The sequence below is a fragment of the Corynebacterium sp. AOP40-9SA-29 genome, assembly GCF_052377405.1.
Classification (GTDB): Bacteria; Actinomycetota; Actinomycetes; order Mycobacteriales; family Mycobacteriaceae; genus Corynebacterium.
The window spans coordinates 597,606-620,996 of record NZ_JBQSWR010000001.1; the positions used below are offsets into that span (position 1 = coordinate 597,606).

A 23,391-nucleotide genomic window follows, 5' to 3' on the forward strand; every position below is an offset into this window, starting at 1 on the left:
CTTCGGTGACACTGCTAGTCTGTGAACCCGTCCACTTCACCGCATGAAAGTAGGGGCCATGACCCTCCCTCCCGTCTCCCGCCGCATCAAGGCGGGTCTCGCCGCCGTCGTCGTCACCCCCGCCCTCGTGTTCGCGCCCACCGCCGTGGCCGACACTCAGGACACCGCCCCCACCTCCTCACTGCCGAGCGACATCACCGAAAAGATAGGTGACCTGGGCGACCTGGGCAGCATCTCCAGCAGCCAGATCGGCACCGTAGTCACCGTCGTCACCGCCCTGCTGGACGCAGGCGTGAGCGTCGGGGACATCATCACCATTTTCACCGCCCTGCAGAATGCCGGGGTGAGCATCACCGACATGATCGCCATATTCGCGTTCATCGCCAACACCCCGGGTGCCCTGGATCTCGTGCTCCGACTCATCGACGCCGGCCTCGTCGGCACGATCGTCGACCTGATCCCCTGATCCGATAGGGCCTGCCCCCAGAGAAGGTGGCACCAGAACTAGTGGATAGGCGGCCAGCTTTCGCGGCGTTACTCTCAGGTCACTTCAGTTTCCCTCCAGAAAGTGACTCCCCATGAGCCTCTCACGCCGCATCAAGGTCTGCCTCACCGCCGCCATCATCGCACCCGCCCTCGTCATCGCCCCCAACGCCGTCGCCGCCGAGCTTCCCGGCTCCGGCAACTCCACCGGAAGCCTCGGCTCGCTCAGCTCACTCGGCTCCCTGGGCAGCAGCGGAAGCGGTACTACCCCGGACGACACCGAGGCTCCAGGGGAGACCGAAACTCCGGAAACCGTCTACCCGGGATGGGTAGATGAACTACTCGGGTTGCTCGAAACCTCCGACTTCCCTCCCGAGTACTTCGCCTTCTCCATCCGGTTCTTCGACCAGATGAGCCCAGAGGACCAGGCACTATTTCTCGAAGCCTTGCGAACAACGGGCGTCATCGACTAACCCTCCCCCACGCACAGCGCGGCGGCACCATCGTCGACAGAGAGCAACCCCGCAGGTTGAGTCAACCTACCTGCGGGGTTGCTGCATGAGCTCCGCTCCTCCGACTCTGTCGCCCTGCCCCCAAAGTTGGTGGCACCAGTACTCGGGAATATCCGGCCGTCCTATGTGGAGCTACCCTCAGGCCACTCTTGTTTTCCGCATGAAAGTGACTCCCCATGAGCCTCTCTTTCCGCATCAAGGCCTGCCTCACCGCAGCCGTCATCGCACCCGCCCTCGTCGTCGCCCCCAACGCAGTCGCCGCCGAGCTCCCCGGATCCGGCAACTCCACCGGAAGCCTCGGCTCCCTCGGTTCCCTCAGCAGCAGCGGCTCCAGCACTGCCCCGGAAGTTGAAACATATCCGGAATGGCTTGGGTACGTTGTCTATTTCGTCGCGACCGAGGGCTTCCCTGCAGCTTTCCTTCTAAACGAGGTTTCACGGTTCAATAACGACACCGAAGAAGGCCAACAGGACCTATTCGACGACCTACGCGACCGGGGATACATCGACGGCCCGGAAGAACGCGAAATTCCTGACGTACCGGAAACCATGGAGTACCCAACCTGGGCTCTCGCACTTCTTTCCAGGGTCGAAGCCGAAGGTTTCCCGATAGAGGCATTCAATCTCTACTTTGATCTATTCGAGAATGATGACTGGTGGCACGATGCAGTCCTCGAGCAATGGGGCAACGTACCACTCCCTGAGTGAACCCTCCCCCACGCACGAAGCAGCGGCGCCAGTGGTCAGTTTCAGTTGACCACCGGCGCCGCCGTTGTCTGTCAGACGTTCAAACAGTCAGCAGGAGCCGACTAGAAGTGGCGTCCCACGTGCGCTTCCTCGCGGGCCGTCTTCACCATGTGCGGGTAGTGCAGCTCGAAGGCCGGACGCTCCGAACGGATCTTCGGCATCGAAGTGAAGTTGTGGCGCGGCGGCGGGCACGAGGTCGCCCATTCCAGGGAGTTGCCGTAGCCCCACGGATCGTCCACGGTCACGATCTCACCGTAGCGCCAGGACTTGAACACATTCCACACGAACGGCAGGACCGAGACGCCGAGCAGCAGCGCACCAATGGTGGAGATCTGGTTCAGCAGCGTGAACCCGTCCTGGTCCAGGTAGTCGGCGTAACGACGCGGCATGCCCATGCTGCCCAGCCAGTGCTGCACCAGGAACGTCATGTGGAAGCCCACGAAGGTCAGCCAGAAGTGGATCTTGCCCAGACGCTCGTCGAGCATGCGACCCGTCATCTTCGGGAACCAGAAGTACACACCAGCGTACGAGGCGAACACCAGAGTGCCGAACAGGGTGTAGTGGAAGTGAGCCACCACGAAGTAGGAGTCAGAGAGCTGGAAGTCCAGTGCCGGCGACGCCAGCATGACACCGGTCAGACCACCGAACAGGAAGGTGGCGAAGAAGCCGATGGCGAAGATCATCGGGGTCTCGAAGGAGATCCGGCCCTTCCACATCGTGCCCAGCCAGTTGAAGAACTTCATGCCGGTCGGCACGGCGATCAGGAAGGTCATGAAACTGAAGAACGGCAGCAGCACGGCACCGGTGACGAACATGTGGTGCGCCCACACAGCCAGGGACAGCGCGGCAATCGACAGGGTGGCGAACACCAGGCCGACGTAACCGAACATCGGCTTGCGGGAGAACACCGGGAAGATCTCCGAGACGATGCCGAAGAACGGCAGGGCCAGGACGTAGACCTCGGGGTGACCGAAGAACCAGAACAGGTGCTGCCACAGAATCGCGCCGCCATTGGCGGAGTCGTAGATGTGGCCTCCCAGTATGCGGTCGTAGAGCACACCCAGGGCAGCGGCGGTCAGCAGCGGGAAGATGAGCAGGACCAGCAGGGACATCACCAGGATGTTCCAGGTGAACACCGGCATGCGGAACATCGTCATGCCCGGTGCGCGCAGGCACAGGATCGTGGTGATCATGTTGATCGCCGAGGCGATCGTGCCCACGCCACCGACACCGACACCGATGACCCACAGGTGCGAGCCCACACCCGGCGAGTTCACCGCGTCCGCCAGCGGCATGTACATCGTCCAACCGAAGTCGGCGGCACCGCCGGGGGTCAGGAAGCCGGACAGCATGATGATGCCGCCCCACGTGGTCAGCCAGAAACCGAGGGCGTTGAGCCGGGGGAAGGCGACATCGGGGGCACCGATCTGCAGGGGCATCACGTAGTTGGCGAAGCCGAAGACCAGCGGGCTGCCGAACAGCAGCAGCATGATCGTGCCGTGCATGGTGAACAGCTGGTTGAACTGCTCATTGGACAGGAACTGCAGGCCCGGGTGGAACAGTTCCACGCGGATCAGCAGTGCCATGAGGCCGCCGATGAAGAAGAAGATGAAGGCCATCACGATGTACATGATGCCGAGCTGTTTGTGGTCGGTTGTGGTCAGCATGCTCCATGCATGACCACCCTTCTTCGACCGGCCGCCGTGTGGTTCTCCACGGTCAGGCCGGGCATGAGGGGCGTGCGTCTCCTCGGACGGGGCAACGGCAGTCAATGGTCCAAACCTCCTGAAGCGTCGGTGGCGGACTCATCTCCGGTCGTCAACCGGGGCCGTCACACGGTGTCGGTATTCCGACTATAGGTTTGGCGCATTTCCCCTGGTGAAGCCGTTGCGCTTATGGGGTAATCACTTGCCGTTATGCGACCACGAGGACACCGTGGTGAGGTACTTCGCCAACGACTCCAGGTACACCGCGCTGGCGGAACCCGGGTCCCAGACCAGCTCGTAGAACATCTCGACCTGGGTGCCGTCCTCGCGCACGATACGGCGCGAGGACATGCCCTCACGCACGTGGCGCTCCGGCAGCACGACCGAGCCCATGCCCTTGTTCGCCCAACCGGGCAGGGCGGTGCAGTGGGTGACCTCCATCTCGGCACGCTTCATCTCGCGTCCGGCCTCGGCGAACATGTCCGAGACCATGCGGGTGATGCCGCAACCGTGACGGCACAGGATCAGCTCGCGTTCGGCGAGTTCGTCCACGGTGATCTCGTCGCCGTCGCCCTCATTGGGCTCTTCGACCAGGACGAGGTAGTCGGAGTCGATGAGCCGGTGGCTGTAGCCCGGCAGCGAGCCCAGCGCGGGCACGATGATCCTGTCCAGGCTGCCGGCCTGCAGGAACTCCTCCAGCGGGTCGAGCTCGGCCTCGAGCAGCATCGCGTCGTGGCCCACGGCCAGGGCGTGCGGCCCGTGGATGGCGTCCTTGAGCTGCGCGACGATCTCCTTGTCGATCTTCGGGGAGATCCCGACCCGCACGGTGCCCGACCTGCTGGAGGTGAAGGACTCCGCCTCGACCTCCATGCGGGTGATGTCCGCGATGATCTGCTTGATCCGCGGCAGCAACGCCGCACCGAAGGCCGTCGGCGACGTGCCCCGCGGGTTACGCAGGAAGATACGCCCGCCGAGGTGCTCCTCGAGCTTGGCGATGCTGATGGACAGTGCCGGCTGAGTGACTCCGAAACGACGCGCGGCGGAGCTGAACGACCCTGCGTCCGCTACCGCGTCGGCGTAGCGAAGGGATTCGAGTGTAAGTCTGGCATTCATGGTGTTTTCATCCTATTGCCGCTGGCCAGCATTATAAAACATTATCCATAAGGAATACCCGTCCCAGTATAACGAGGCTAGGTGACGGCCGCCTCAATCGCGGATAATTCGGACGAACACCGCAGCCGCATGGGAGGACGCCGCGGCCGCCGCGCCGTGGGCGTCGCCCGCCTCCAGCGCATCGACGATCCGGCGGTGTTCCTGCAGCGACGCCGTCGCGTTCAGCCCGGAGTACCAGGCGTCCGTCCGATACAGGAAGGCCTGGGCGTCCAGCCTGGTCAGCACATCACACAAGGGTCTGTTGCCGGACGCCTCGCGGATCCTGGTGTGGAATTCAAGGTCCAGCCGCGAGTCGCGCACCGGGTCCGGCCCGTCGGCGAGGTTCGCCGCCTGCTCCTCCACCAGCTCGCGCAGCCCGGCGATATCCGCCGAACTCACCCGCCGCGTGGCCTGCTCGGCGGCGCGTCCGTCCAGCAGTTCACGCAGGTCAAAGACCTGTTCCAAGGTCGTCTCGTCCACCTCGGCCACACGCGCGCCGGCTCGCGGCCGGTACTCCGCCACCCCCTCCACCGTGAGCTGTTGCACCGCCTCGCGCACCGGACTGCGCGACACCCCGTAGCGCGATGCGATGCCCGGCACGCTCAGCGACGTACCCGGCGGCAACGCCCCGGTGATGATCTCCTCGCGCAACCGCTGCCGTACGGACTCCGCCAGCAGACCTCCCGAACCGTCCTGCGTCATGCACTTCTCGCTTCCTTCGGCAGCACCATCGCCGATTACATGTATTACGGGACCATTTCCTGGGTTAATTCTGCGTCTCAATACGCAGGACGCTACGTCCGTCGCTCCTGCCGCTCCCACCACCTTAACCTGCGCGTTCGCGCCGCGCACGGCGCAGGACGCCGCGAGGCGGGCGCGCGCTGGCGGCGTCCTGCGGTAGCGCAGTGGAGCGCTACGCGCTTAGCTCCTACATGCAGTCACCACCACGAGGAGAGACCATGAGAACAGCACGCACCATCGCCGCCGCCCTCGGCGCCGCCGCTCTGACCGGCGGCCTCGTCGCCTGCGGCTCGGACGACACCGGCGGAGCCGACATCACCATCGAACCCGCCGCCGAAGAATACCGCCTCGACGACGTCTGCCCGGAGAATATCGACGTGCAACTGCAGTGGCAGCCGCAGTCCGACCAGGCGGGCATCATCGGACTGCTCGGTGCCGACTATTCCATCGACGCTGCATCGAAGTCCGCCACCGGCTCCCTCGTCTTCGACGACGGCGACACCGGCGTGGACCTCACCCTGCGTGCCGGCGGGGCGTCCATCGGCTTCCAATCCGTACCCGACCAGATGTACACCGACACCAGCATCGACCTCGGGCTCGTCCACCAGGACCAGATGGTCGCCGCCGCCGACACCCAACGCGTGATCGGCCTGACTCCGCTGCTGAAAACCAACCCCTCGATCCTCATGTGGGACCCCGAGACTCACCCTGACTGGGACGGTGTCGAGGACATCCGCGACTCCGGCGAGACCGTGGTCGTCTCCGCTGACCAGGTCTTCCCCCGCTGGCTCGTTGCCGAAGGCCTCCTCGACGAGGACCAGATCGACACCAGCTACGACGGCGCCCCCGCACGCTTCGTCTCCGACCCGTCCATCGCCCAGCAGGGCTTCGCCAACTCCGAGCCCTACCGCTACGAGCACGAGGTCGAGTCCTGGATGAAACCCGTCGACTACCAGCTCGTGCGCGACATGACCGGCGGCGATAGTGCAGGCAATACCGGCTACGACACCTACGGCGCCAACCTCACCGTGCGCCCCGACCGCCTCGACGACATGTCCGACTGCCTGGAGAAACTCGTGCCCATGGTGCAGCAGACCGGGGCCGATTACGTCGCCGACCCGGAGGCCACCAACCAGCTGATCATCGACTGGGTCAGCAGCGACAACGCCTACAACCCCTACACCGCCGAGCAGGCCGCCGCCTCCGCCGAAGTCCTGCGCGACGAGGACATCATCGCCCCCGGCGACGACGGTGTCTGGGGCAGCTATGACATGGACAAGGCCGCCGACTCCACCGCCATGCTCGTCGACGTGCTCAACTCCTCCGGCTCCAGCCTGCCCGAGGACATCGCCGCCACCGACCTCTTCGACCCCCGCTTCATCAGTACCGACATTACGGAGAGCTCATGAGCACCATCCCCGTCATCGACATTTCGCCCTATCTCACCGACGCCGGCACCTCGCAAGACGCCGCTCGCGCCGAGGTCGCCCGCCAGCTCGACAAGGCCTGTTCCGAGGTCGGCTTCCTGCAGATCACCGGCCACGGCGTGCCGTCCGAGGTGGAGGACGGCCTGGCCGGCGCGCTCGACGACTTCTTCGCCCAACCGCTGGACGCCAAGAAGGCCTACACCCGCACCGGCGAGAATCGCGGCTACAGCCCGCCGAAGAGCGAGTCGCTGAGTATGAGCCTCGGCGTGGCCGCCGCCAACCAGATGAACGACTTCTACGAGGCGATCACCGTCGGCTCCGAACGCTCCTGGTTCCCCGGCCTCGACCTCCCCGAAACCAGCTACCCGGACAACACCTGGCCAACGGCGATCGCGCCGTCCTTCCGTCCTGCGGTGGAGACCTGGTTCGCCGAGGCCGCTCGCGTGTCCCGCGCCCTACTCACCGCTTTCACCGACGCCCTCGCCCTGCCGTCCGGCTACTTCGACGAGATGGTGGACCACTCCATCGACGCGCTGAAGATGAACCACTACACCCTGCCCGAGGGCGACATCGAGCTCGCCGGCGAGCTCACCGGCATGGGAGCCCACACCGACTTCGGCATCCTCACCGTACTGTGGGCCGATCGAGTGCCTGGCCTGCAGGTTCTCGACCGGGCGGGCACGTGGCACTCCGTGGAACCGGCCGAAGGTGCACTGATCGTGAACCTCGGCGACGCGATGGCCCGCTGGACCAACGACCGATGGATGTCCACCGTGCACCGGGTAGACCCGCCCGTCGTGGACGGACGCATCATCCGCCGACGTTCCGCCGCCTTCTTCTTCGACGGCAACCACGACGCGCTCATCGAGACGCTCCCCGGCTGTGGCGGTGAGGGTGGCGGTGAGGGCGCCGGCTACCCGCCGATCACCGTGGCGGACAACATCAACGCCAAACTCGCCGGCATGAAGGCCGGTGTCGCCCCGCCGGACGCCGCCCGCGAGGCCGCCCGCGTCACCGCCGCGGGCTGATGTGATCTGAATCAGGCCTGGTCGGTGGGCCGGATCATGATGGTGTCCACGTCCATGTGCGCCGGACGTCCCGCCACCCACCGCACGGTCTCGGCGATGTCCTGCGCGGTGAGGTTCAGCACGTCCTCGTAGACCTGCTGCGCACGGTCGGTGTCACCCTTGAACCGGTTGAGGCTGAAGTCCGTCGCCACGCGCCCCGGATCGACCTGACAGACGCGCACCCCCTTCTCGGCGAACTCCATGCGCATCACGTCGCTCAGCGCGGTCTCGCCGAACTTCGCGGCGTTGTAACCCGCCCCGCCGCGGTAGGCGTTGCGTCCGGCGATGGAGACAATGTTGATCACCTGCGGCGCGGCGGTGCGCTGCAGCTCGGGGAACAACGCCTGGGTGACCTGCAGCGTGCCGATCACGTTCGCCTCGTACATCCAGCGCCAGTCCTCGACATCCCCGTCGAGGACTGCGTCGAGACCACGGGCACCGCCGGCATTGTTGACCAGTAGGTCCGCCCCGCCGAGCTCATGCACGGTGGACGCTAGGGCATCCACGCTCTCCCGGTCGGTGACGTCCACGGTCGCCACGTGGGTGGACGCCTCCGGGGCGTCCGCGGCGATGCGTGCGGCGACCTGCTCCAGCATCTCCGGACGCCGCGCGGCGAGCACCACGTCCCACCCGTCCGTGGCCAGCGCCACCGCGGTGGCCTCCCCGATGCCGGCGGACGCTCCGGTCACCACGGCGAGACGACGGTCTGATGTCTGTGCTTTATTGCTCATACGCCAGAGCGTAGTAGCTCCGACGGCATAGACTCATCCCTTATGAAGCTCCCGAGCATGCTCAACGGCCCCGTGACCCGCGCCCAGATCGACCATCCCGTGGTCGCGGCGAAGGTGATCCGCCGGCTGACCGGCTCGAGCGGGAAGAAGGGGACGGGCGCGACCGACGCGACAGAAGAAGCCGTGTCCTCTATATCTTCCCCTGCTGCGTCACCGACGACACCGACGCGGACCAACGGCATCGAGGCCGCGAAGCTCGCCGCCGGTATCCCCGCCGAGCACTGAGCCCGACACCGAGCCTGCACCCCATGTCCTGAAACCCCTCGCGATTGGTGGTCCAGCCTCCGATCGCCAACCAATGCGTGGGGTTTCAGAACACCCGCGGCACACGGCGCAGCACACGACCCCGCACCTACGGCCGCGGCACCAGGTAGCGTCCCGCGCCCGGAACCACCTCGACCTCCATCGGCAGCGGGGCGAAGCGGTCGCCGTCGGCGTAGCCGTTGATGTGCTGGCCGCCACGGTCGGTCATCTCGATGCGCACCCGGCGCGCCCGGTAGGTGTTCACGCCGCGTTCCTCCACGAAGCTGCCGTCGAAGATCTTCATGAACTTCGTCGCCGCCTTCACCCGCCCCATGCGTTCGAGCACGGTGACGTCGAGGATGCCGTCGTGGTGGTCGGCGTCCGGGCAGATGACCATGCCGCCGCCGTAGCTGCGGGTGTTGCCCATCGCCACCAGCGTCATGTTCTCCTCGATGACCTGCTCCTCGTCGGTGCCGGGGTCCAGCACCAGGCGGGTGGGGATGGAGTGGAAGTTGAGGAACTCGGCGACGATGGCCACGTTGTAGCGCATCTGTCCGCGCGGCCAGCGGATCCGGTTGGTGCGGTCGGAGACCAGGGAGTCGAAGCCGGCGCAGGCGATGGTGCCGAACCAGTGCTCGTTGCCGGCGTCGTCGCGCATGCGGCCCAGGTCGGTGGTGGTGCAGAAGCCGCGGGCGATCACGTCTGCCGCCCGGCGCGGGTGGGTGGGGATGCCGTACTCGCGGGCGTGGTCGTTGCCCGTGCCGGCGGGGATGATGCCCAGCGGGGTGGACGTGCCGGCCTGTTCCTGCAGGGCGAGGTTGATCAGCCCGTCGCCGCCGCAGACGACGAGGGCGTCGATCCCTTCCTCGGCGACCATGCGTGCGGCGAGTTCGCGGGCTCCTTCGGGTGAGGCTCCCTGAATGCTGACCACGTCGATGCCGTGGTCGGCGAAGCGGTCGCGGGCGATGTCGGCGGCGGCCCCGGCTCCTCCCTTGCCGGCGTGGGGGTTGGTCAGCAGGGCGATGCGCCGCAGGTCAACGTGGCCGACCTCGTAGGCTCGCTGGTGTTCACTCATCGTCGCCTCCGATCAGCGTGCCGGGGTTCATCACACCGTCGGGGTCGAGGCGGTCTTTCACCGCGCGCAGCACGGCGACCCCCAGTTCGCCGATCTCGGCGGCCATGAAGGGGCGGTGGTCGGCGCCCACGGCGTGGTGGTGGGTGACGGTGCCGCCGTTCTCGGTCAGTGCGCGGGTCACCGCGGTCTTGGCCGTGCGCCACTGTGCCACCGGATCACCCTTCTGTGCGGCGACCACGGTGAAGTACAACGAGCAGCCCTCGGCGTAGACGTGGGAGACGTGGCACATGATCAGCGCCATGGTGCCGGAGCCGTTCAGCGCGCCGGCCAGCGCCTCGCCCACGGCCTTCTTCAGTCGGGGCACATTGGACCAGTCGGTGCAGGTCTCCAGCGTCTCGCACAGCGCGCCGGCGTCCAGCAGGGAGTCGCGCAGCACCGGGGCGTTGAACCGGCCCTGCTCCCAGTGCCGTGCGGGCTCCTCCCCCACGCTGGTCGCCCCCTTGGACAGCAGCAGGTCACGGGTCTCGGCGTGCCGGGAGGCGGTATGCTCCGCGGTGCCCTCGTACATGGTGATGCACATGCACCCGGGCGGGGAGCTGGACTCGCCGGCCTTATCGCCGGAGGACAGGTTGATCGAGGACTCGATCTCGTCGGACAGCCGGATCACCGTGGGCCCGGTGCCGGTCTGCTTCACGGCCCGCAGCGCGGCCACGCCGGTGGCGAAGTCGGGGAAGGTGAAGGCCTCATAGCGTTTGACCTGCGGCACCGGGTGCACGCGCAGCCGCACGCGGGTGACCACGCCGAAGACCCCTTCCGAGCCCATCACCAGTTCGCGCAGGTCGGGTCCGGCGGCCGAGGCCGGGGAGGCGTGGCCCACGGTCATCACACCAACCGGGGTGACCAGGGTGAGTTCACGGACCATGTCGTCGAAGCGTCCGTACCCGGCGGAGTTCTGCCCGGACGAGCGGGTCACCGCATAGCCGCCGATGGTCGCATAGGGGAAGGACTGCGGGTAGTGGCCGATCTGCAGTCCGTGGTCGGCGAGCAGCAGTTCGGCGGCCGGGCCGGTCAGCCCCGCCCCCAGGGTGGCCAGGCCGGATTCGGCGTCCACCTCGGAGAGACGATCGAAGCGCACCAGGTCGAGGCTGACCACGGCGCGGAAACGGCGCGAGCCGTCGGTGTCGCCCGGGGTCAGCCCGCCGACGACGGACGTGCCGCCGCCGAAGGGCACCACGGCAATCCCCTCGCGGGAGCAGAACTGCAGGACGGCGAGGACCTCGTCCTCGGTGCCGGGCGCGAGCACCGCGTCCGGCGCGGAGACCACGTGGGACGCCCCGGCGCGCCATTCCAGCAGGTCCAGGGAGGACTTGCCGCGGGCGCGCGGCGCGCGCTGGGCATCGTCGGTGGAGACGTGGGCGGCGCCCACGATATCGGCGAAGGCCTGCAGGTCGGCGTCCTGCAGCCGTACCGGGCTGAGCGTGACGGCGTCGAGGTCGACATCACGCGCGGCGGTCGCGGCGTCCTCCCGCACGCCCATGAGGGTGCCGAGCATGGAGCGCGTCGAGGAGCCCAGCGGCTTCGCCTCATCGACGGTGCCCCAGAGGTTGAACTTCATCGGCGGGATCGGCAACGTGTCCATGACCACACAAGATACCCGCTCTGCCGAGTCCCCGACGCGGAATCCCGCACACCGATAGACTGCAGGTCATGACAACCTTCCGGCCGGACGCCACCCGACTCGACGCCGCCCGCCGCACCGGTGAGGTCACCGGCCTGCGCGATGGACGCACCCACGTGGACCTCGTCGTCATCGGTGCCGGCGTCACCGGCGCCGGTGTGGCGTTGGACGCGGCGACCCGCGGGCTGGACGTCCTGCTCGTCGACGCCCACGACATCGCCTTCGGCACCTCACGCTGGTCCTCGAAACTCGCCCACGGCGGACTGCGCTACCTCGCCACCGGCAATGTGGGCATCGCCCGGCGCTCCGCCGTGGAACGCGGCATCCTCATGGGCACCACCGCCCCGCACCTCACCCACGCCGTGACCCAGGTCGTGCCCGTGCAGGACCGCTACACCCGCGGGCAGAAGACCACCCCGCGCGTCGGCTTCCTCGCCGGCGACGCACTGCGCGTCGCCGCAGGTACCCCGGCGTCCACCCTTCCGGCCTCCCGCACCGTCAGCGCCCGCACCGTCGCCGAACTGTGCCCCGCCGTCGACACCTCCGACCTGCGCTTCGGCTATGTCAACCACGATGGCCAACTCGTCGACGACGCCCGCCTGGTCACCGCCCTGGTCCGCACCGCCGCCGGCTACGGGGCACGCGTGGTGACCCACTGCCGCGCCGTGGAGGCCCACGGCGATCGGGTCGTCCTGCGCGATGAACTCTCGCCGGACGCCCCGACGTTCGGCGTCTCCGCCGGGGCCGTCGTCAACGCCACCGGCGTGTGGGCCGGGCACCTGGACCCGCAGGTCACCGTGCGTCCCTCGCGCGGGACGCACCTGGTCATCGACGCCGCCGCCGTCGGCAACCCCACCGGCGCGCTGACCGTGCCCGTGCCCGGCCACAGCAGCCGGTTCTGCTTCATCCTGCCCGAGCAGCTCGGCCGCTGCTACGTGGGCATCACCGACGAGGACCTGGGCACGAAGACCATCCCGGACGTGCCCGAGGTGCCGGACTCCGACGTGCGCTGGATCCTCGACGTGGTCAACCAGGCCCTCGCCGTGGACCTCACCACCGACGACGTGCTCGGTGCGTTCGCCGGACTGCGGCCGCTGGTGCAGTTCAACGATGACTCCTCTGATGCTTCCGGTGGGTCCACCGCGGACCTCTCGCGCGACCACGTGATCCTCACCGGCGAGGGGGACGACGCCAACCTCGTCACCGTGACCGGCGGCAAGCTCACCGAATACCGGCTGATGGCGGAGCAGACCATGGACCTCGTCGCCGGCATGCTGCGCGACTCCGGGTCCACACCGGGACCGTGCGTGACCGCCACCACCCCCCTGGTCGGCGCGCCCGGATCCCCCGGCGTGCGCTACGTTCACCCCAGTGACCTCGCCGGACTGCCCGCCTCGATGGTGGAACGCTTCGGCCACGAGGCCCCGGCCGTGCTGCGTACCTGCCCGGTGGAGCGCCCGCTGGAGCCGGTGGCCCCGGGCATCGACACCGTGCGCGCCGAGTTCGCCTGGCACGTGACCCACGAGGGCGCGCTGACGGTGGAGGACCTCATCGACCGCCGTTCCCGCATCGGCCTGGTCACCGCCGACCGGGATGCCTGCCTGCCCGCCGCCGAGGAGATCCTCGCCGCGGCGCGGTAGAAACAACCCGCGAAAGAATTCGAAAGAACTTAAAAGAACTCCCGAAGAACTGGTTGACCTGCACCGTTAGTCCGTTGTCGGCCCCCTGGGTGCCGAGAAGTTCTTGCAGAGTTCTTTTCGAGTTGTTTGAAGAACTTCCAAAGAACTACCCGGCCACCTCATGCGGCCCCACCACACCGGTCGACTGGCATACTGGTGAGCATGAGTCCGATCCAGCCCATGTCAGTACCACCAGTACCGTCAGAACCCTCGCCCGAGCCCGGCCCCGCGGGTAACGCGACCACCACCTGGGCGTCCGTCACCGGGGCGGACCCCGCCCACTCGCAGCGCTACATCGCCCGGTGGGAAGGCTTCGAGCACGAGGGCAAGGACATCGACGGTGAGGCCCGGTTGGTCGACGCCATGGCCTCGCGCCACGCCCGCGTCCTCGACGCCGGCTCGGGCACCGGACGCGTCGCCGCTGCACTGGCCGCCCGCGGCCACCTCGTCTCCGCCGTCGACATCGACCCGCAGCTCGTGGAGTACGCGCGCGAACGCTATGCCGGCTCCGGCGTCGAGTGGGCGGTCGGCGACCTGGCCTCCGACGAGGAGGTGCCGTCCGGCCCGTTCGACATCATCGTCTCCGCCGGCAACGTCCTGGCGTTCATCCCCGACGCCGCGCACCGCCAGGCGCTCGGCGTCCTGGCGTCCCGCCTGGCCCCGGCAGGACGCCTCGTCGTCGGCTTCGGCCTGTCGCGCGGGCGCTCCGTCGAGGAGTTCGCGCAGGACGTCAGCGCCGCCGGCCTGCGGCTCGTCCAGCGCTTCTCCTCGTGGGAGCTGCAGCCGTTCACCGACGGCGCAGAGGGAACTGACGCGAGCGACTTCATGGTCGCCGTGCTGCAGCTCGCCGAGCCCGCCGGAGGTGAGCACGATGAGTGAGCCCACCCCCGTGTCGAACTCCGTGGCGCAGGTCGTGTTCCGCCATGACCCCACCACCGCGCCGCAGTGGACCTACTACGGCATCAACGCGCCGATGACCGGCAGCGCGCAGAAACTCTCCGAGGCGAAGTACGCCGCCAACCGTGACCTGCAGTTCCTCTCCGGCGAGGAAAAGCCGGCGATGCGCAGCTACGCCGAATGGGCCGTGGATCAGGAGACCAGCCCCGAGGGCATGCCGCACGGCGGGTCCCCCACAGGGGCGAGTATGTTCGTGCGCTCCCTGCAGGACGAGGACACCAACCAGCGCCTCCACCGGCAGAACCTCGCGCAGGCCTACCTCGAGGGCATCCGCTCCACCCCGGAGATCCGCAGCACCCTGCCCGCGCTCGTCGCCGGTGACACCGGCGAAGACGACTCAGATGAGGACGGCGTGGGTGGGGCCGCCGACGGGAACGACGGCGCCGTCGGACCGTCCGACGTCATCCTCGTGACCCTGTTCCCCCACGACCTGCTCGGCGACGCACTGCTGAACCTCACCGCGATGGACACGGTGATCTTCTGCCTGCCCGACGGCGACTCCCTCGGCTTCCTGCCCGTCGCCGGCACCGAGGTGTGGCCGACCGACGGATCCACCGGCATGCTGGAGCGCTTCGGCCTGGACGAGTTCGCCACCGTCCAAGACCTCATGGACGCCAGCGACGGCGACGGGGTCGTGGAGGGCTGACCCCGCCGCGCCGTCCTACTTCGGCTCCCGGCTCCCCAACCGGACCTTCTCGACCTCGCGTCCCTTGTCCACGTCGGAGTCCTTGAACCCGAAGAACCAGGTCAGGGTGAACGCCACCGCAAGTGCCACGGCGGAGGCGATGAGGTAGCCCCAGAAGCTGGCGTCCACCCCGTCGTCGGGGTTGACGAAGGAGGTGAAGCCGATCAGCGACCCGGTGAAGCCCCACATGTTCACGTTGAACAGGCCGGTCAGCAGTCCACCGACCGCACCACCGACCGACGCCATGATGAATACGCGCCCGTACTTCAGGTTCACCCCGTACATCGCCGGCTCGGTGATGCCGCAGAACGCGGAGATCGCCGCCGGGCCGGACAGGGTCTTGATCTTCTCGATCCGGGTGCGCAGGAACACCGCGAGCACCGCGCCACCCTGGGCGACCATCGTCACGGAGATAATGGCGTTGAGGTAGGAGTTCCCGTTCGACGCGATGTCCTGCGCCACCAGCGGGATCACCGCCCAGTGCAGCCCGAAGATCACCAGCGACTGGTACAGCGCGCCAATGACCGTGCCAGACACCGTGGGCGAAAGATCGTAGAGCCCCTGGATCAGGTTCGCGATACCCGTGGACACGAACATGACCACCGGCCCCAGGATCAGCAGGATCGCCAGGGACACGATCACGACCTCGAACAACGGCACGAAGATCATGCGCACCATGTTCGGGATCACCCGCTTCAGCCACGGCTCGAGTACCGACGCCAGCCAGGCGGCGACGATCATCGGGAAGATCGAGTACGAGTAGCTCGCCACGTGGAAGGGGATGCCGAAGAAGTCGGAGTTCAGCGACATCCCCAGCAGCGCGCTGTCGCCCTCGGTCTCGGACATGTCCACCAGGCTCGGATAGCAGAGCACGCCGCCGATGATCGAGACGATGATCGGGTCCGCCCCCAGCCTGCGTGCGGCGGTGAAGCCGACGAAGATCGGCAGGAAGAAGAACACCGCGTCGCTCATCGCGTTGATGATCTGGTAGGTGTTCGAGTCCTCGGCGACCAGGTCGAAGTTCAGCAGCAGCGACAGGACGCCCTTGATGATGCCGGACGCCGCGAGCAGCCCGATCACCGGGATCATCGACCCAGTAATCACGCCGATCAGTTCGGAGAACCCGTACTTCACCCACCCCAACGCGGTGGTGGGGCGTTCGCGCGGCTCCGCGTCGGACGCACCGGCGTCCGTGTCTCCCCCGCCTCCCGCGCCCGCGCCACCTGCGCCGGACGCCTCGAGCCGCCGCTCGACGGCGTCGTAGACGTCCTCCACGTCGGCACCGATGACGACCTGGTACTGCCCGCCGGCGCGCACCACGTCGATGACCCCGTCGAGGTCCGCGACGGCAGTGTCGTCGGCGAGGTCGGCGTCCTTCAGATAGAAGCGCACCCGCGTGATGCAGTGCGTGACGCTGCGGACGTTCTCCGCGCCGCCGATATGGTCCAGGATCTCCCACGCGGTGAGGTCGAAACCGTCCAAACCCGCAGGACGCTCCGACGCCGCAGGCGCGGCGGCCGGTGCGTCCTGCGTGGCGGCCTCGTCAGCGGCCTCGTCAGCGGCGAGGTACACCTGCGCGACCACGTCGCCGCGTCCTGCCTCGCCAACGGTCACGTCGAGGTGGTCGACCATCTTCTTCGAGTTCGTCACCACCACCACGGTCGTGGTGGACTTGCCGGCCTCGGTGATCGCCTCGATGTCCATGGTGGCGATCTTCTGACCTGCGGTCACCGTGTCACCCTTGGCGACGTCGACGGTGAAGGGGCGGCCCTCCAGCTCCACGGTGTCCAGCCCCAAGTGGACCAGATACTGCAGGCCGGAATCGGTGGCGATCCCCACCGCGTGGCCGGTCTTGGCGACCATCACCACCGTCCCGGTGACCGGGGAGCAGACCTCGCCGCCCGGGGTGTCCGTGATGCCGAAGCCGACTCCCATCGCCTCGCGGGCGAACACCGGGTCGGGAACCTCCGACATCTCGATGACGGTGCCCGCCAACGGGCACACCATCTCTTCCTGGCTCATGTCACACTCCTCATCGCACACGCTTGTTGCACACGCTTGGGGCCGCTACGGGATTGCACCAGGCTACGGCAACCGCGGCGTCCTACCGTCGGTGCCAGTCGTGCACCCTGCGGTCCGTGGGGATCTCCTCGACCCGTAACTTGCGTGTGCGCGGGTTGGCCAGGTTGAACAGCACGGTGTCGAGCACCTCCGCGCCGATCTCGCGGGCGGCGTGGTCCACGCTCGCATCCGGGTAGCGCAGCAGCGTCCAGCCCCACCGCACCGCCGCATTGCCCTTCCACCGGTCGGCCACGAAGTCCTCGCGTCGTGCGGAGCCGGCCGCATGGTACTGACGACTATCGATCTCGATGCACACCCGCGCCTCCGGGATGACGATGTCGAAGTAGTAGCCGCGGATCTGCGCGTTGACCTGCACAGTCACGTCCACGCGATCGAGGGCATCCACGATGATGCACACGGCCTTGTACTCCAGTTCGCTGGCGGTGCCGGTGATCACGCTGCCGGCGAGCTCCGCCGCTCGCGCCCTGCGCGACGGCTCCAGGGCGGCAAGATCCTGCGCCAGTCGCCGGTTTCCCCGGAACCCGCCGTAGTTGCGCATCAGCAGGGAGCCGCGCATCTTCTCAGTAATATCGTCACCCTCGACGGTGACGGCGGTGGCCAGCCCATTGAGCGTGGGCACGCTGCGGCGGTACTCGGTGGTGCCGCGGCGTGCGGTGCTGAGCTGCAGCAACGTCCCGCCGTCCCGGCTCTTCCCGCGGGGCACGCTCGCCTGCGCCGGCCAGGCCATGGGCACCATGGAGTGCAGGAACGCGGCGGTGCGTCCGGTGTAGACCAGGCCGTCGCGCGCCCAGGCCAGGGCAGCGAGGACGACGAGGTCGGTGGGTTCCTCAGTGCTGTACAGGCCGCGGACGATGCGGTGGATCTCGCCGCGCGCGCATTCCCCGCGCAGCGAGTCGGGCGTCCTGCCGGACGCGATGAGCTCGGTGGTCGTCCAGAATTTCTTGTCGTTTCCCGCCATGAGCGGTCCCCTCCCCCGGGTAGGACGGCCCCCTGCCGTCCCGCGTTCCCCTCACGCTACCGGGCGACCCCGCGTCCCGTGCCGGATCCGGTGGTTCCGTGCCGCGGGAAGGACGGATCGGGCACGTGGCGCGGGGTCAGGCGGTTACCACTGGGGCGCGTAGCCGTACCCCGGGTCCACGTAGCCCGGATCCTGGTAGCCGTAGCCGGGGTCGACGTACCCCGGATCGACCCAACCCGGATCGACGTAGCCGGGGTCAACCCAGCCTTGGTCGGGCGCGGGGTCCGGCACGGGGTCGGACGCACCGCCGTCGGCACCACCGTCGCCGTCGGCACCGTCAGCGCCGTCTTCCTCGCCGGGCTTCGGCAGGCGGAAGACGTCCTTCTGCACCTCACCGTCCGACGGCTCGGGTCCGGGGGACGTCTCCTCCTCGCGGCGGGTCTCTTCCAACGCCTCGGGGTCGTACATCTGCCGGGAGATCTCCGGGGCGAGCATCGCGGCGAAGAGGTTCGTGAAGTGCTGCGCGTCGCGGTAGACCAGCACGTTGCCGACCACCCCGGGGCAGCGTCCATCACGACATACCGCGTCGGTGACGTCGATGTTGGTCAGGTCGAGCCCGCGATAGGCCGACAGCGCCGGGTTCACCGGTGCCAGCGACTCTTCCTCGTCGACACCACAGTCGCCGTCACCACGGTCCTCGGCCACGCACAGTCGAGCGTTGCCCTGCACCCCGGGAGAGTCCAGCACCCAGGGGGTATCGCGCACGCCCCAGGTGTGGATGCCCGCGTCGGAGAGCTTGCGCACCATCTCCACGTACTCATTCGGCACCTGGTCAGGCCCGTCGCCCTCGATGGTCGTGGGGCGGGTCACCGTCATGAAGATGCCCTCTGACGGCGGGTTCTCGAAGATGAAGTCCTCGGCCTTCTGCTGCCACTCGCGGCACTCGGGGTAGTCCGAGCCATCCCACTTGGGGATGTCCATGCCGATCACGCAGCCGAGCTTCAGGATCGGGACGATCTTGAAGTTGCGCTGCTTGGCGATGCGTTCCAGGGCCGGCAGGTAGTGCTCGGAGTGGGAGCCGCCGACAAGGTACATCGTGCGGTCGGACTCCACGTCGCCGTAGGCGCAGGGCTCGTCCTCCTCGTTGAACCACTTGGTCATCACCAGGTCGGTGTGGCCGAAGTGGGCGAGGCAGCCGTCCTTCAGGGTGTTGGCGAGCATCGGTGCGTCGTCGGACGGATCGGGCAGGACGGGCAGTCCGTCCGGCACGTCGGCGTCGTTCAGGAAGGCATCGGGGCCGGGGTACTCGGCGGGATCCACGTCCTGCACGCCGAGCTCGCGGGCGCGGTTGTCGATGCGCGCCTGCGCGATGGGCCCGAAGGCGAACACCGCGCCGGTGACCAGGACGATCACCAGGGTGGCGACGACTTTGCCGCGCGAGCGCAGCGACGCCCGCCAGTAGCCGCGGTCGAAGAGCACCCACGAGTGGTGCGGCTTCTTCTTCTGCCGCAGCGGGGTCTCCACGAAGCGGTGAGTGAGCCATGCCAGCAGCAGGGACAGGGCGATCACGCCGGTGCCGACGAGGGCACCGTTGACCGGGCCGAGCGTGGCGGTGATGCCGCGCAGCCCGCCGGCCTGCGAGGCCTGCGAGGTGGAGAACCAGAAGGTGGCCAGCGTCAGCAGCGGCCAGTGCCACAGGTAGAGGCTGTAGGACGTGCGGCCCAGGAACTGGAAGATGCGGCCGTCCAGCAGACGGCTCACGCCGGTGGCTGGTGCGGGCAGCTTCTCCCCCGCCGCAGCAGGATCGGATTCCGGGTTTCCGGCGAAGATGACCAGCATCGCGCCGGCCAGCGGCAGCAGCGTCCAGGGGCCGGGGAACTGGGCGGCACCGTCGAGGAATAGCCCGGTGGCGATGATCAGGGCGAGGCCCGCCAGGCCCGCCGGCCAGCGCACCCACCGCAGGGAGCGCGGGATGGCGATGCCCAGCAGCCAGATGCCGAACAGGCCACCCAGCCCGATCTCCCAGAAGCGGGAGAACGGCGAGTAGTAGTTCACGGCCTGGTCGTGCTGGCCCAGCCAGGTGGCGTAGCCGAAGCTGGCGGCGGTGCCGATGATCAGCAGCAGGTGCAGCAGATTCGTGCCGAATTTCGCCTTCTTGCGGAACAAGGTGGCCAGCAGAGCAATGACCAGTAATGAGCCGAGGTAGATCTGCATCTGCACCGACATCGACCAGATGTGCTGGTAGAGGCTCACATCCCGGTTGATGGCGGTGTACTCCTGGCCTTCGCTGGCCAGGTGGAAGTTCTGGATGTAGAGCAGCGAGGCGGAGGCGTCGTTGCCGGCGTTGACCCACCTGACCTCGGCGTAGACCACCACGGCGAGCAGCAGGGTGGCGGCGACGACGGTGATCAGGGCCGGGTACAGGCGCCGCAGGATGCGCAGGAACGACTGGACGACGGTGAGGCCGGCGGGGTTCAGCGCGTTGCGGATCTGCGGGGCGAAGAAGAAGATGCCGCCGACGAGGAGGAACACGTCCACACCCGACGACACCCGTCCGACGAAGACGTGGAAGACGACGACCAGTGCGATCGCCAGTCCACGGAGCCCGTCGATGTCCCGGCGGTGTGAGGCCCGGGGACGCCCTGCGGACGCGGTGGACGTCCCTGGCTGCGAGGAGGAAGAGTTCATGGCGCGCTACAGCATACCGCCCACCGACCCGGATTACTGAACACGCCGTGGCCCCGGAGCGTTACACGGGGGTGTCGGGCAAGGTAATGCTTCAGTAAGGCGGAGCGTACCCCGGTTCGACCCACCCCGGGTCCACCCAGCCTGGATCGACGTACCCCGGATCCACCCAGCCCGGATCCACCCATTCCTGCGCAGGTTCCGGAACTGGCACAACCTCCGGCTCAGGCACAGATTCAGGTTCCGGCCGCGGCAGCACGAAGATGTCCTTCGGCGCCAGCGCCGGGGCAGTAGCCCCGCCGGAACCGCCGGACCCAGCGGACGCCGCGTCGCCGCTGGCGCGCACGGCGTCCGCCACCACGCGGCGTTGCTCGTCGGCCGGGGCGGGGTCGTACATCTGCTGTTCGATCTCGGGGGCCATCATCGCCGACCAGGTGGGCGTGAAGTGGTTGCCGTCGCGGTAGACCAGCACATTGCCGACGACCGCGGGGCACACCCCGTCGTGGCAGTAGGCGGCGGTGAGGTCGAGGTGGGTGATGTCGAGCCCACGGTAGGCGTCCTGCGCGGGGTTGGTCTCCAGCAGTTCGGCGGCCGAGGGGCCGCAGTCCTCGGGCGAGCCGCCGTCGGCGACGCAGAGCATGGAGTTGCCCAGTGTGCCGTCTACCTGACGCCACGGGTTATCGCGCACCGCCCAGGTGTGGATGCCGGCGTCGCTGAACCGGCGCACGGTGTCCACGTACCCGTCGGGCACCTGGTCAGGCCCGGCACCGTTGCGCGCGGTGGGGCGGGTGGAGGTCAGAAACACCCCGTCGGTGGGCGGGTTGTCGAGGATGTACTCCTCGACCTTGTCCTGCCAGGCGTAGCACTGGTCGTAGTCCTCGCCGTTCATCCGCTCGATCCGTGCGCCGAGCACACAACCGACCTTGACCAGCGGCAGGATCTTGATGCCACGCTCGCGCCCGATGGCGTCGAGGGCGGGCAGGTAGTGCTCGGAGTGCGAGCCGCCGGCGAGGTACATGGTGCGCGTCGAGTCCACGTCGCCGTAGGCGCAGGGCTCGTCGGAGGTGTTGTTCTCCTTGGTCAGCACCAGGTCCTCGCCCTCGATGCCCACAAGGCAGCCGTCGAGGGAGGTCTCCGGCAGCATCACGGTCTTGTCCCAGACGGGCGCAGGACGCACCGGCACGTCGTCGGGGACGGCGGTGCCGTCCTCCAGAAAGGCGCGCGGCCCGGGGTAGGACGCAACGCTGCCGCCGACGCCGTCGGCACCGCTCGTGTCGTCGCCGACAGCGACGGCGGGGCCGATGACGCGATCCTGCACGATACGCTCGGAGGACAGAACGACCGCGCTGACCAGCACGATGGCGGTCACGGTGACCAATTTCGCGCGGGAGCGCAGCAGCGATGCCCAGTAGCGACGGTCGGTCAACATCCAGGAGCGTGCCGGTTTGCCGTGCTGACGCAGTGGGGTCTCCACGAACTTGTGGGTGGCCCACGCCAGCAGCAGCGAGACCACCACCACGCCGGTACCCACGGCGACGCCGCGCCCGGTACCCAGCGTGGCGGTGATGCCGGCCAGACCGTCCGACGCCGCCTCGCCGGTCCCGCCGGTCTCCCCTGTGCCAGCCGTACCCGCCTCAGCGAACATATAGGTCGCCAGCACGAGCAGCGGCCAGTGCCACAGGTACAGCCCGTAGGAGGTGCGCCCCAGGAACTGGAAGACGCGCCCGTCGAGCAGGCGGGTGACCCCCACCGATGCGACGGTGCGTCCTTCCGCGGCTGCACGCGCCCGGTTGCCGTCCGGCTCGGCGACGGGCGTGCCGGCCACGATGACGAGCATCGCGCCGGCGAGCGGCACGAGCGTCCAGGGGCCGGGGAACTGGGCGGCGCCGTCGAGCAGCAGGCCGGTGGCCACGATCAGCACCAGGCCCACCACCCCGGCGGGCCAGCGTAGCCAACGCCACACCCACGGGATGCTGCGGTGGACCATCCAGATGCCGAAGAGGCCGCCCAGCCCGATCTCCCAGAAGCGCGACAGCGGCGAGTAGTAGTTCAGCGCCTGATCGTGCACGCCCAGCCACACCGCATAAGCGAAACTGGCGACCGTGGCCACCGACAGCGCGCGGTGCAACAGCCGGGTGCCGGTGCGCGGGCGACGCCGCAATACCGCCGCGAGCACCACGATGACCAGCAGGGATCCGAGGTAGATCTGCATCTGCACGGACATCGACCAGATGTGCTGGAACAGGCTCACGTCCCGGTTGATCGCCGAGTACTCCTTGCCTTCGGCGGCGAGGTGCAGGTTCTGGACGTAGAGCAGGGAGGACGCCGCGTCGCCCGCGGCCTGCGTCCACCGCGACACCGGGTAGACCGCCAGCGCAAGCAGCATGACCAGGCCGACCACGGTGAGCAGTGCGGGGTAGAGGCGTCGCACGATGCGCACCACCGACTGCACCACGGTCAGCCCGGCCGGGTTCAGCGCATTGCGGATCTGCGGGGCGAAGAAGAAGATCCCGCCGATGAGCAGGAAGACGTCCACCCCGGAGGACACCCGGCCCACGAAGACGTGGAAGACGACCACCAGGGCGATGGCCAGGCCACGCAGCCCGTCGATGTCGCGGCGGTGGGTACGCCGCGACGACCGCCGCCCGCCGAGCACGGGGGCTTGTGCTGTGCCTGGTGCTGGGGCGGTCGGGGTTGCGCGGTCGGGATTGGCGGGCGTCATCT

19 protein-coding genes are annotated in these 23,391 nt (G+C 68.0%); 9 read left to right on the forward strand and 10 right to left on the reverse strand.

Annotated elements, in window-relative coordinates:
* Nucleotides 1–58 precede the first annotated feature (58 nt).
* The 3 genes from ACT3SZ_RS02825 to ACT3SZ_RS02835 all read left to right on the forward strand — a co-directional run bounded on the left by ACT3SZ_RS02825 (nucleotide 59) and on the right by ACT3SZ_RS02835 (nucleotide 1,702).
* A complete protein-coding gene (locus tag ACT3SZ_RS02825) occupies nucleotides 59–466 on the forward strand; it encodes a hypothetical protein (protein WP_444616513.1) in 408 nt (135 codons plus the stop codon).
* A gap of 112 nt (nucleotides 467–578) precedes the next feature.
* Nucleotides 579–956, forward strand: a complete 378-nt coding sequence (locus ACT3SZ_RS02830; RefSeq protein ID WP_444616515.1) for a hypothetical protein — start codon at nucleotides 579–581, stop codon at nucleotides 954–956.
* A gap of 215 nt (nucleotides 957–1,171) precedes the next feature.
* Nucleotides 1,172–1,702, forward strand: coding sequence for a hypothetical protein (locus ACT3SZ_RS02835; protein ID WP_444616517.1), 531 nt, complete (start codon nucleotides 1,172–1,174; stop codon nucleotides 1,700–1,702).
* 101 nt (nucleotides 1,703–1,803) lie between these two features.
* Here ACT3SZ_RS02835 and ctaD read toward each other — a convergent pair whose 3' ends face one another.
* The 3 genes from ctaD to ACT3SZ_RS02850 all read right to left on the reverse strand — a co-directional run bounded on the left by ctaD (nucleotide 1,804) and on the right by ACT3SZ_RS02850 (nucleotide 5,301).
* On the reverse strand, nucleotides 1,804–3,513 hold the full coding sequence (gene ctaD, locus ACT3SZ_RS02840; protein WP_444616519.1) for an aa3-type cytochrome oxidase subunit I: 1,710 nt from the start codon (nucleotides 3,511–3,513) through the stop codon (nucleotides 1,804–1,806).
* 132 nt (nucleotides 3,514–3,645) lie between these two features.
* Nucleotides 3,646–4,560, reverse strand: a complete 915-nt coding sequence (locus ACT3SZ_RS02845) for a LysR family transcriptional regulator (RefSeq protein ID WP_444616521.1) — start codon at nucleotides 4,558–4,560, stop codon at nucleotides 3,646–3,648.
* A gap of 93 nt (nucleotides 4,561–4,653) precedes the next feature.
* Entirely contained in the window at nucleotides 4,654–5,301 is a 648-nt protein-coding gene (locus ACT3SZ_RS02850; RefSeq protein ID WP_444616524.1) for a GntR family transcriptional regulator, read from the reverse strand.
* A 257-nt stretch (nucleotides 5,302–5,558) separates the two neighbouring features.
* Between ACT3SZ_RS02850 and ACT3SZ_RS02855 the strand changes: the two genes are divergently transcribed.
* Nucleotides 5,559–6,749: a nitrate ABC transporter substrate-binding protein gene (locus ACT3SZ_RS02855; RefSeq protein ID WP_444616526.1), complete on the forward strand. Its 1,191-nt coding sequence runs from the start codon at nucleotides 5,559–5,561 to the stop codon at nucleotides 6,747–6,749.
* Nucleotides 6,746–7,795, forward strand: coding sequence for an isopenicillin N synthase family dioxygenase (locus tag ACT3SZ_RS02860; RefSeq protein ID WP_444616528.1), 1,050 nt, complete (start codon nucleotides 6,746–6,748; stop codon nucleotides 7,793–7,795). Before ACT3SZ_RS02855 ends, ACT3SZ_RS02860 begins: the two co-directional genes overlap by 4 nt.
* Before the next feature lie 11 nt (nucleotides 7,796–7,806).
* Here the strand turns inward: ACT3SZ_RS02860 and ACT3SZ_RS02865 are convergent, their stop codons facing one another.
* Nucleotides 7,807–8,565, reverse strand: coding sequence for an SDR family oxidoreductase (locus ACT3SZ_RS02865; protein WP_444616530.1), 759 nt, complete (start codon nucleotides 8,563–8,565; stop codon nucleotides 7,807–7,809).
* Between the two features lie 42 nt (nucleotides 8,566–8,607).
* Between ACT3SZ_RS02865 and ACT3SZ_RS02870 the strand changes: the two genes are divergently transcribed.
* Nucleotides 8,608–8,850 (forward strand): hypothetical protein, encoded by a 243-nt coding sequence (locus tag ACT3SZ_RS02870; RefSeq protein WP_444616532.1) that lies wholly within the window; start codon nucleotides 8,608–8,610, stop codon nucleotides 8,848–8,850.
* A gap of 127 nt (nucleotides 8,851–8,977) precedes the next feature.
* Here ACT3SZ_RS02870 and ACT3SZ_RS02875 read toward each other — a convergent pair whose 3' ends face one another.
* Nucleotides 8,978–9,943, reverse strand: a complete 966-nt coding sequence (locus ACT3SZ_RS02875) for a diacylglycerol kinase (RefSeq protein ID WP_444616534.1) — start codon at nucleotides 9,941–9,943, stop codon at nucleotides 8,978–8,980.
* Nucleotides 9,936–11,582, reverse strand: coding sequence for an FAD-binding oxidoreductase (locus ACT3SZ_RS02880; RefSeq protein WP_444616536.1), 1,647 nt, complete (start codon nucleotides 11,580–11,582; stop codon nucleotides 9,936–9,938). The genes ACT3SZ_RS02875 and ACT3SZ_RS02880 overlap by 8 nt, the downstream gene beginning before the upstream one ends.
* A gap of 68 nt (nucleotides 11,583–11,650) precedes the next feature.
* On the opposite strand from ACT3SZ_RS02880, the gene ACT3SZ_RS02885 reads away from it, so the two are divergent.
* The 3 genes from ACT3SZ_RS02885 (at nucleotide 11,651) to ACT3SZ_RS02895 (ending at nucleotide 14,903) form a co-directional block, all read left to right on the forward strand.
* The gene (locus ACT3SZ_RS02885) at nucleotides 11,651–13,261 is read left to right on the forward strand and encodes an FAD-dependent oxidoreductase (protein WP_444616538.1); all 1,611 of its coding nucleotides are present in this window, start codon (nucleotides 11,651–11,653) and stop codon (nucleotides 13,259–13,261) included.
* A gap of 219 nt (nucleotides 13,262–13,480) precedes the next feature.
* Nucleotides 13,481–14,179: a class I SAM-dependent methyltransferase gene (locus ACT3SZ_RS02890; protein WP_444616539.1), complete on the forward strand. Its 699-nt coding sequence runs from the start codon at nucleotides 13,481–13,483 to the stop codon at nucleotides 14,177–14,179.
* Nucleotides 14,172–14,903 (forward strand): hypothetical protein, encoded by a 732-nt coding sequence (locus tag ACT3SZ_RS02895; protein WP_444616541.1) that lies wholly within the window; start codon nucleotides 14,172–14,174, stop codon nucleotides 14,901–14,903. The genes ACT3SZ_RS02890 and ACT3SZ_RS02895 overlap by 8 nt, the downstream gene beginning before the upstream one ends.
* A 15-nt stretch (nucleotides 14,904–14,918) precedes the next feature.
* On the opposite strand, the gene ACT3SZ_RS02900 is transcribed toward ACT3SZ_RS02895, so the two are convergent.
* From ACT3SZ_RS02900 to ACT3SZ_RS02915, 4 genes are all read right to left on the reverse strand, one after another.
* A complete protein-coding gene (locus ACT3SZ_RS02900; RefSeq protein ID WP_444616543.1) occupies nucleotides 14,919–16,964 on the reverse strand; it encodes a glucose PTS transporter subunit IIA in 2,046 nt (681 codons plus the stop codon).
* An 82-nt stretch (nucleotides 16,965–17,046) separates the two neighbouring features.
* Nucleotides 17,047–17,982: a hypothetical protein gene (locus ACT3SZ_RS02905; RefSeq protein WP_444616545.1), complete on the reverse strand. Its 936-nt coding sequence runs from the start codon at nucleotides 17,980–17,982 to the stop codon at nucleotides 17,047–17,049.
* Nucleotides 17,983–18,126: 144 nt separating this feature from the next.
* Nucleotides 18,127–20,670 carry an acyltransferase family protein gene (locus ACT3SZ_RS02910; protein ID WP_444616547.1) on the reverse strand — a complete coding sequence of 848 codons (2,544 nt, stop codon included), beginning with the start codon at nucleotides 20,668–20,670 and terminating at the stop codon, nucleotides 18,127–18,129.
* Between the two features lie 91 nt (nucleotides 20,671–20,761).
* A complete protein-coding gene (locus tag ACT3SZ_RS02915; protein WP_444616549.1) occupies nucleotides 20,762–23,389 on the reverse strand; it encodes an acyltransferase family protein in 2,628 nt (875 codons plus the stop codon).
* Nucleotides 23,390–23,391 lie beyond the last annotated feature (2 nt).

What these genes read in the sequence shown, in the direction of transcription:
- ACT3SZ_RS02900 (WP_444616543.1), bottom strand. Translation starts at nt 16,964, where the DNA reads ATGAGCCAGGAAGAGATGGTGTGCCCGTTGGCGGGCACCGTCATCGAG.
- ACT3SZ_RS02895 (WP_444616541.1), top strand. Translation starts at nt 14,172, where the DNA reads ATGAGTGAGCCCACCCCCGTGTCGAACTCCGTGGCGCAGGTCGTGTTC.
- ACT3SZ_RS02860 (WP_444616528.1), top strand. Translation starts at nt 6,746, where the DNA reads ATGAGCACCATCCCCGTCATCGACATTTCGCCCTATCTCACCGACGCC.
- ACT3SZ_RS02875 (WP_444616534.1), bottom strand. Translation starts at nt 9,943, where the DNA reads ATGAGTGAACACCAGCGAGCCTACGAGGTCGGCCACGTTGACCTGCGG.
- ACT3SZ_RS02830 (WP_444616515.1), top strand. Translation starts at nt 579, where the DNA reads ATGAGCCTCTCACGCCGCATCAAGGTCTGCCTCACCGCCGCCATCATC.
- ACT3SZ_RS02910 (WP_444616547.1), bottom strand. Translation starts at nt 20,670, where the DNA reads ATGAACTCTTCCTCCTCGCAGCCAGGGACGTCCACCGCGTCCGCAGGG.
- ACT3SZ_RS02915 (WP_444616549.1), bottom strand. Translation starts at nt 23,389, where the DNA reads ATGACGCCCGCCAATCCCGACCGCGCAACCCCGACCGCCCCAGCACCA.
- ACT3SZ_RS02845 (WP_444616521.1), bottom strand. Translation starts at nt 4,560, where the DNA reads ATGAATGCCAGACTTACACTCGAATCCCTTCGCTACGCCGACGCGGTA.
- ACT3SZ_RS02905 (WP_444616545.1), bottom strand. Translation starts at nt 17,982, where the DNA reads ATGGCGGGAAACGACAAGAAATTCTGGACGACCACCGAGCTCATCGCG.
- ACT3SZ_RS02865 (WP_444616530.1), bottom strand. Translation starts at nt 8,565, where the DNA reads ATGAGCAATAAAGCACAGACATCAGACCGTCGTCTCGCCGTGGTGACC.
- ACT3SZ_RS02885 (WP_444616538.1), top strand. Translation starts at nt 11,651, where the DNA reads ATGACAACCTTCCGGCCGGACGCCACCCGACTCGACGCCGCCCGCCGC.
- ACT3SZ_RS02835 (WP_444616517.1), top strand. Translation starts at nt 1,172, where the DNA reads ATGAGCCTCTCTTTCCGCATCAAGGCCTGCCTCACCGCAGCCGTCATC.
- ACT3SZ_RS02825 (WP_444616513.1), top strand. Translation starts at nt 59, where the DNA reads ATGACCCTCCCTCCCGTCTCCCGCCGCATCAAGGCGGGTCTCGCCGCC.
- ACT3SZ_RS02880 (WP_444616536.1), bottom strand. Translation starts at nt 11,582, where the DNA reads ATGGACACGTTGCCGATCCCGCCGATGAAGTTCAACCTCTGGGGCACC.
- ACT3SZ_RS02855 (WP_444616526.1), top strand. Translation starts at nt 5,559, where the DNA reads ATGAGAACAGCACGCACCATCGCCGCCGCCCTCGGCGCCGCCGCTCTG.
- ACT3SZ_RS02850 (WP_444616524.1), bottom strand. Translation starts at nt 5,301, where the DNA reads ATGACGCAGGACGGTTCGGGAGGTCTGCTGGCGGAGTCCGTACGGCAG.
- ACT3SZ_RS02870 (WP_444616532.1), top strand. Translation starts at nt 8,608, where the DNA reads ATGAAGCTCCCGAGCATGCTCAACGGCCCCGTGACCCGCGCCCAGATC.
- ACT3SZ_RS02890 (WP_444616539.1), top strand. Translation starts at nt 13,481, where the DNA reads ATGTCAGTACCACCAGTACCGTCAGAACCCTCGCCCGAGCCCGGCCCC.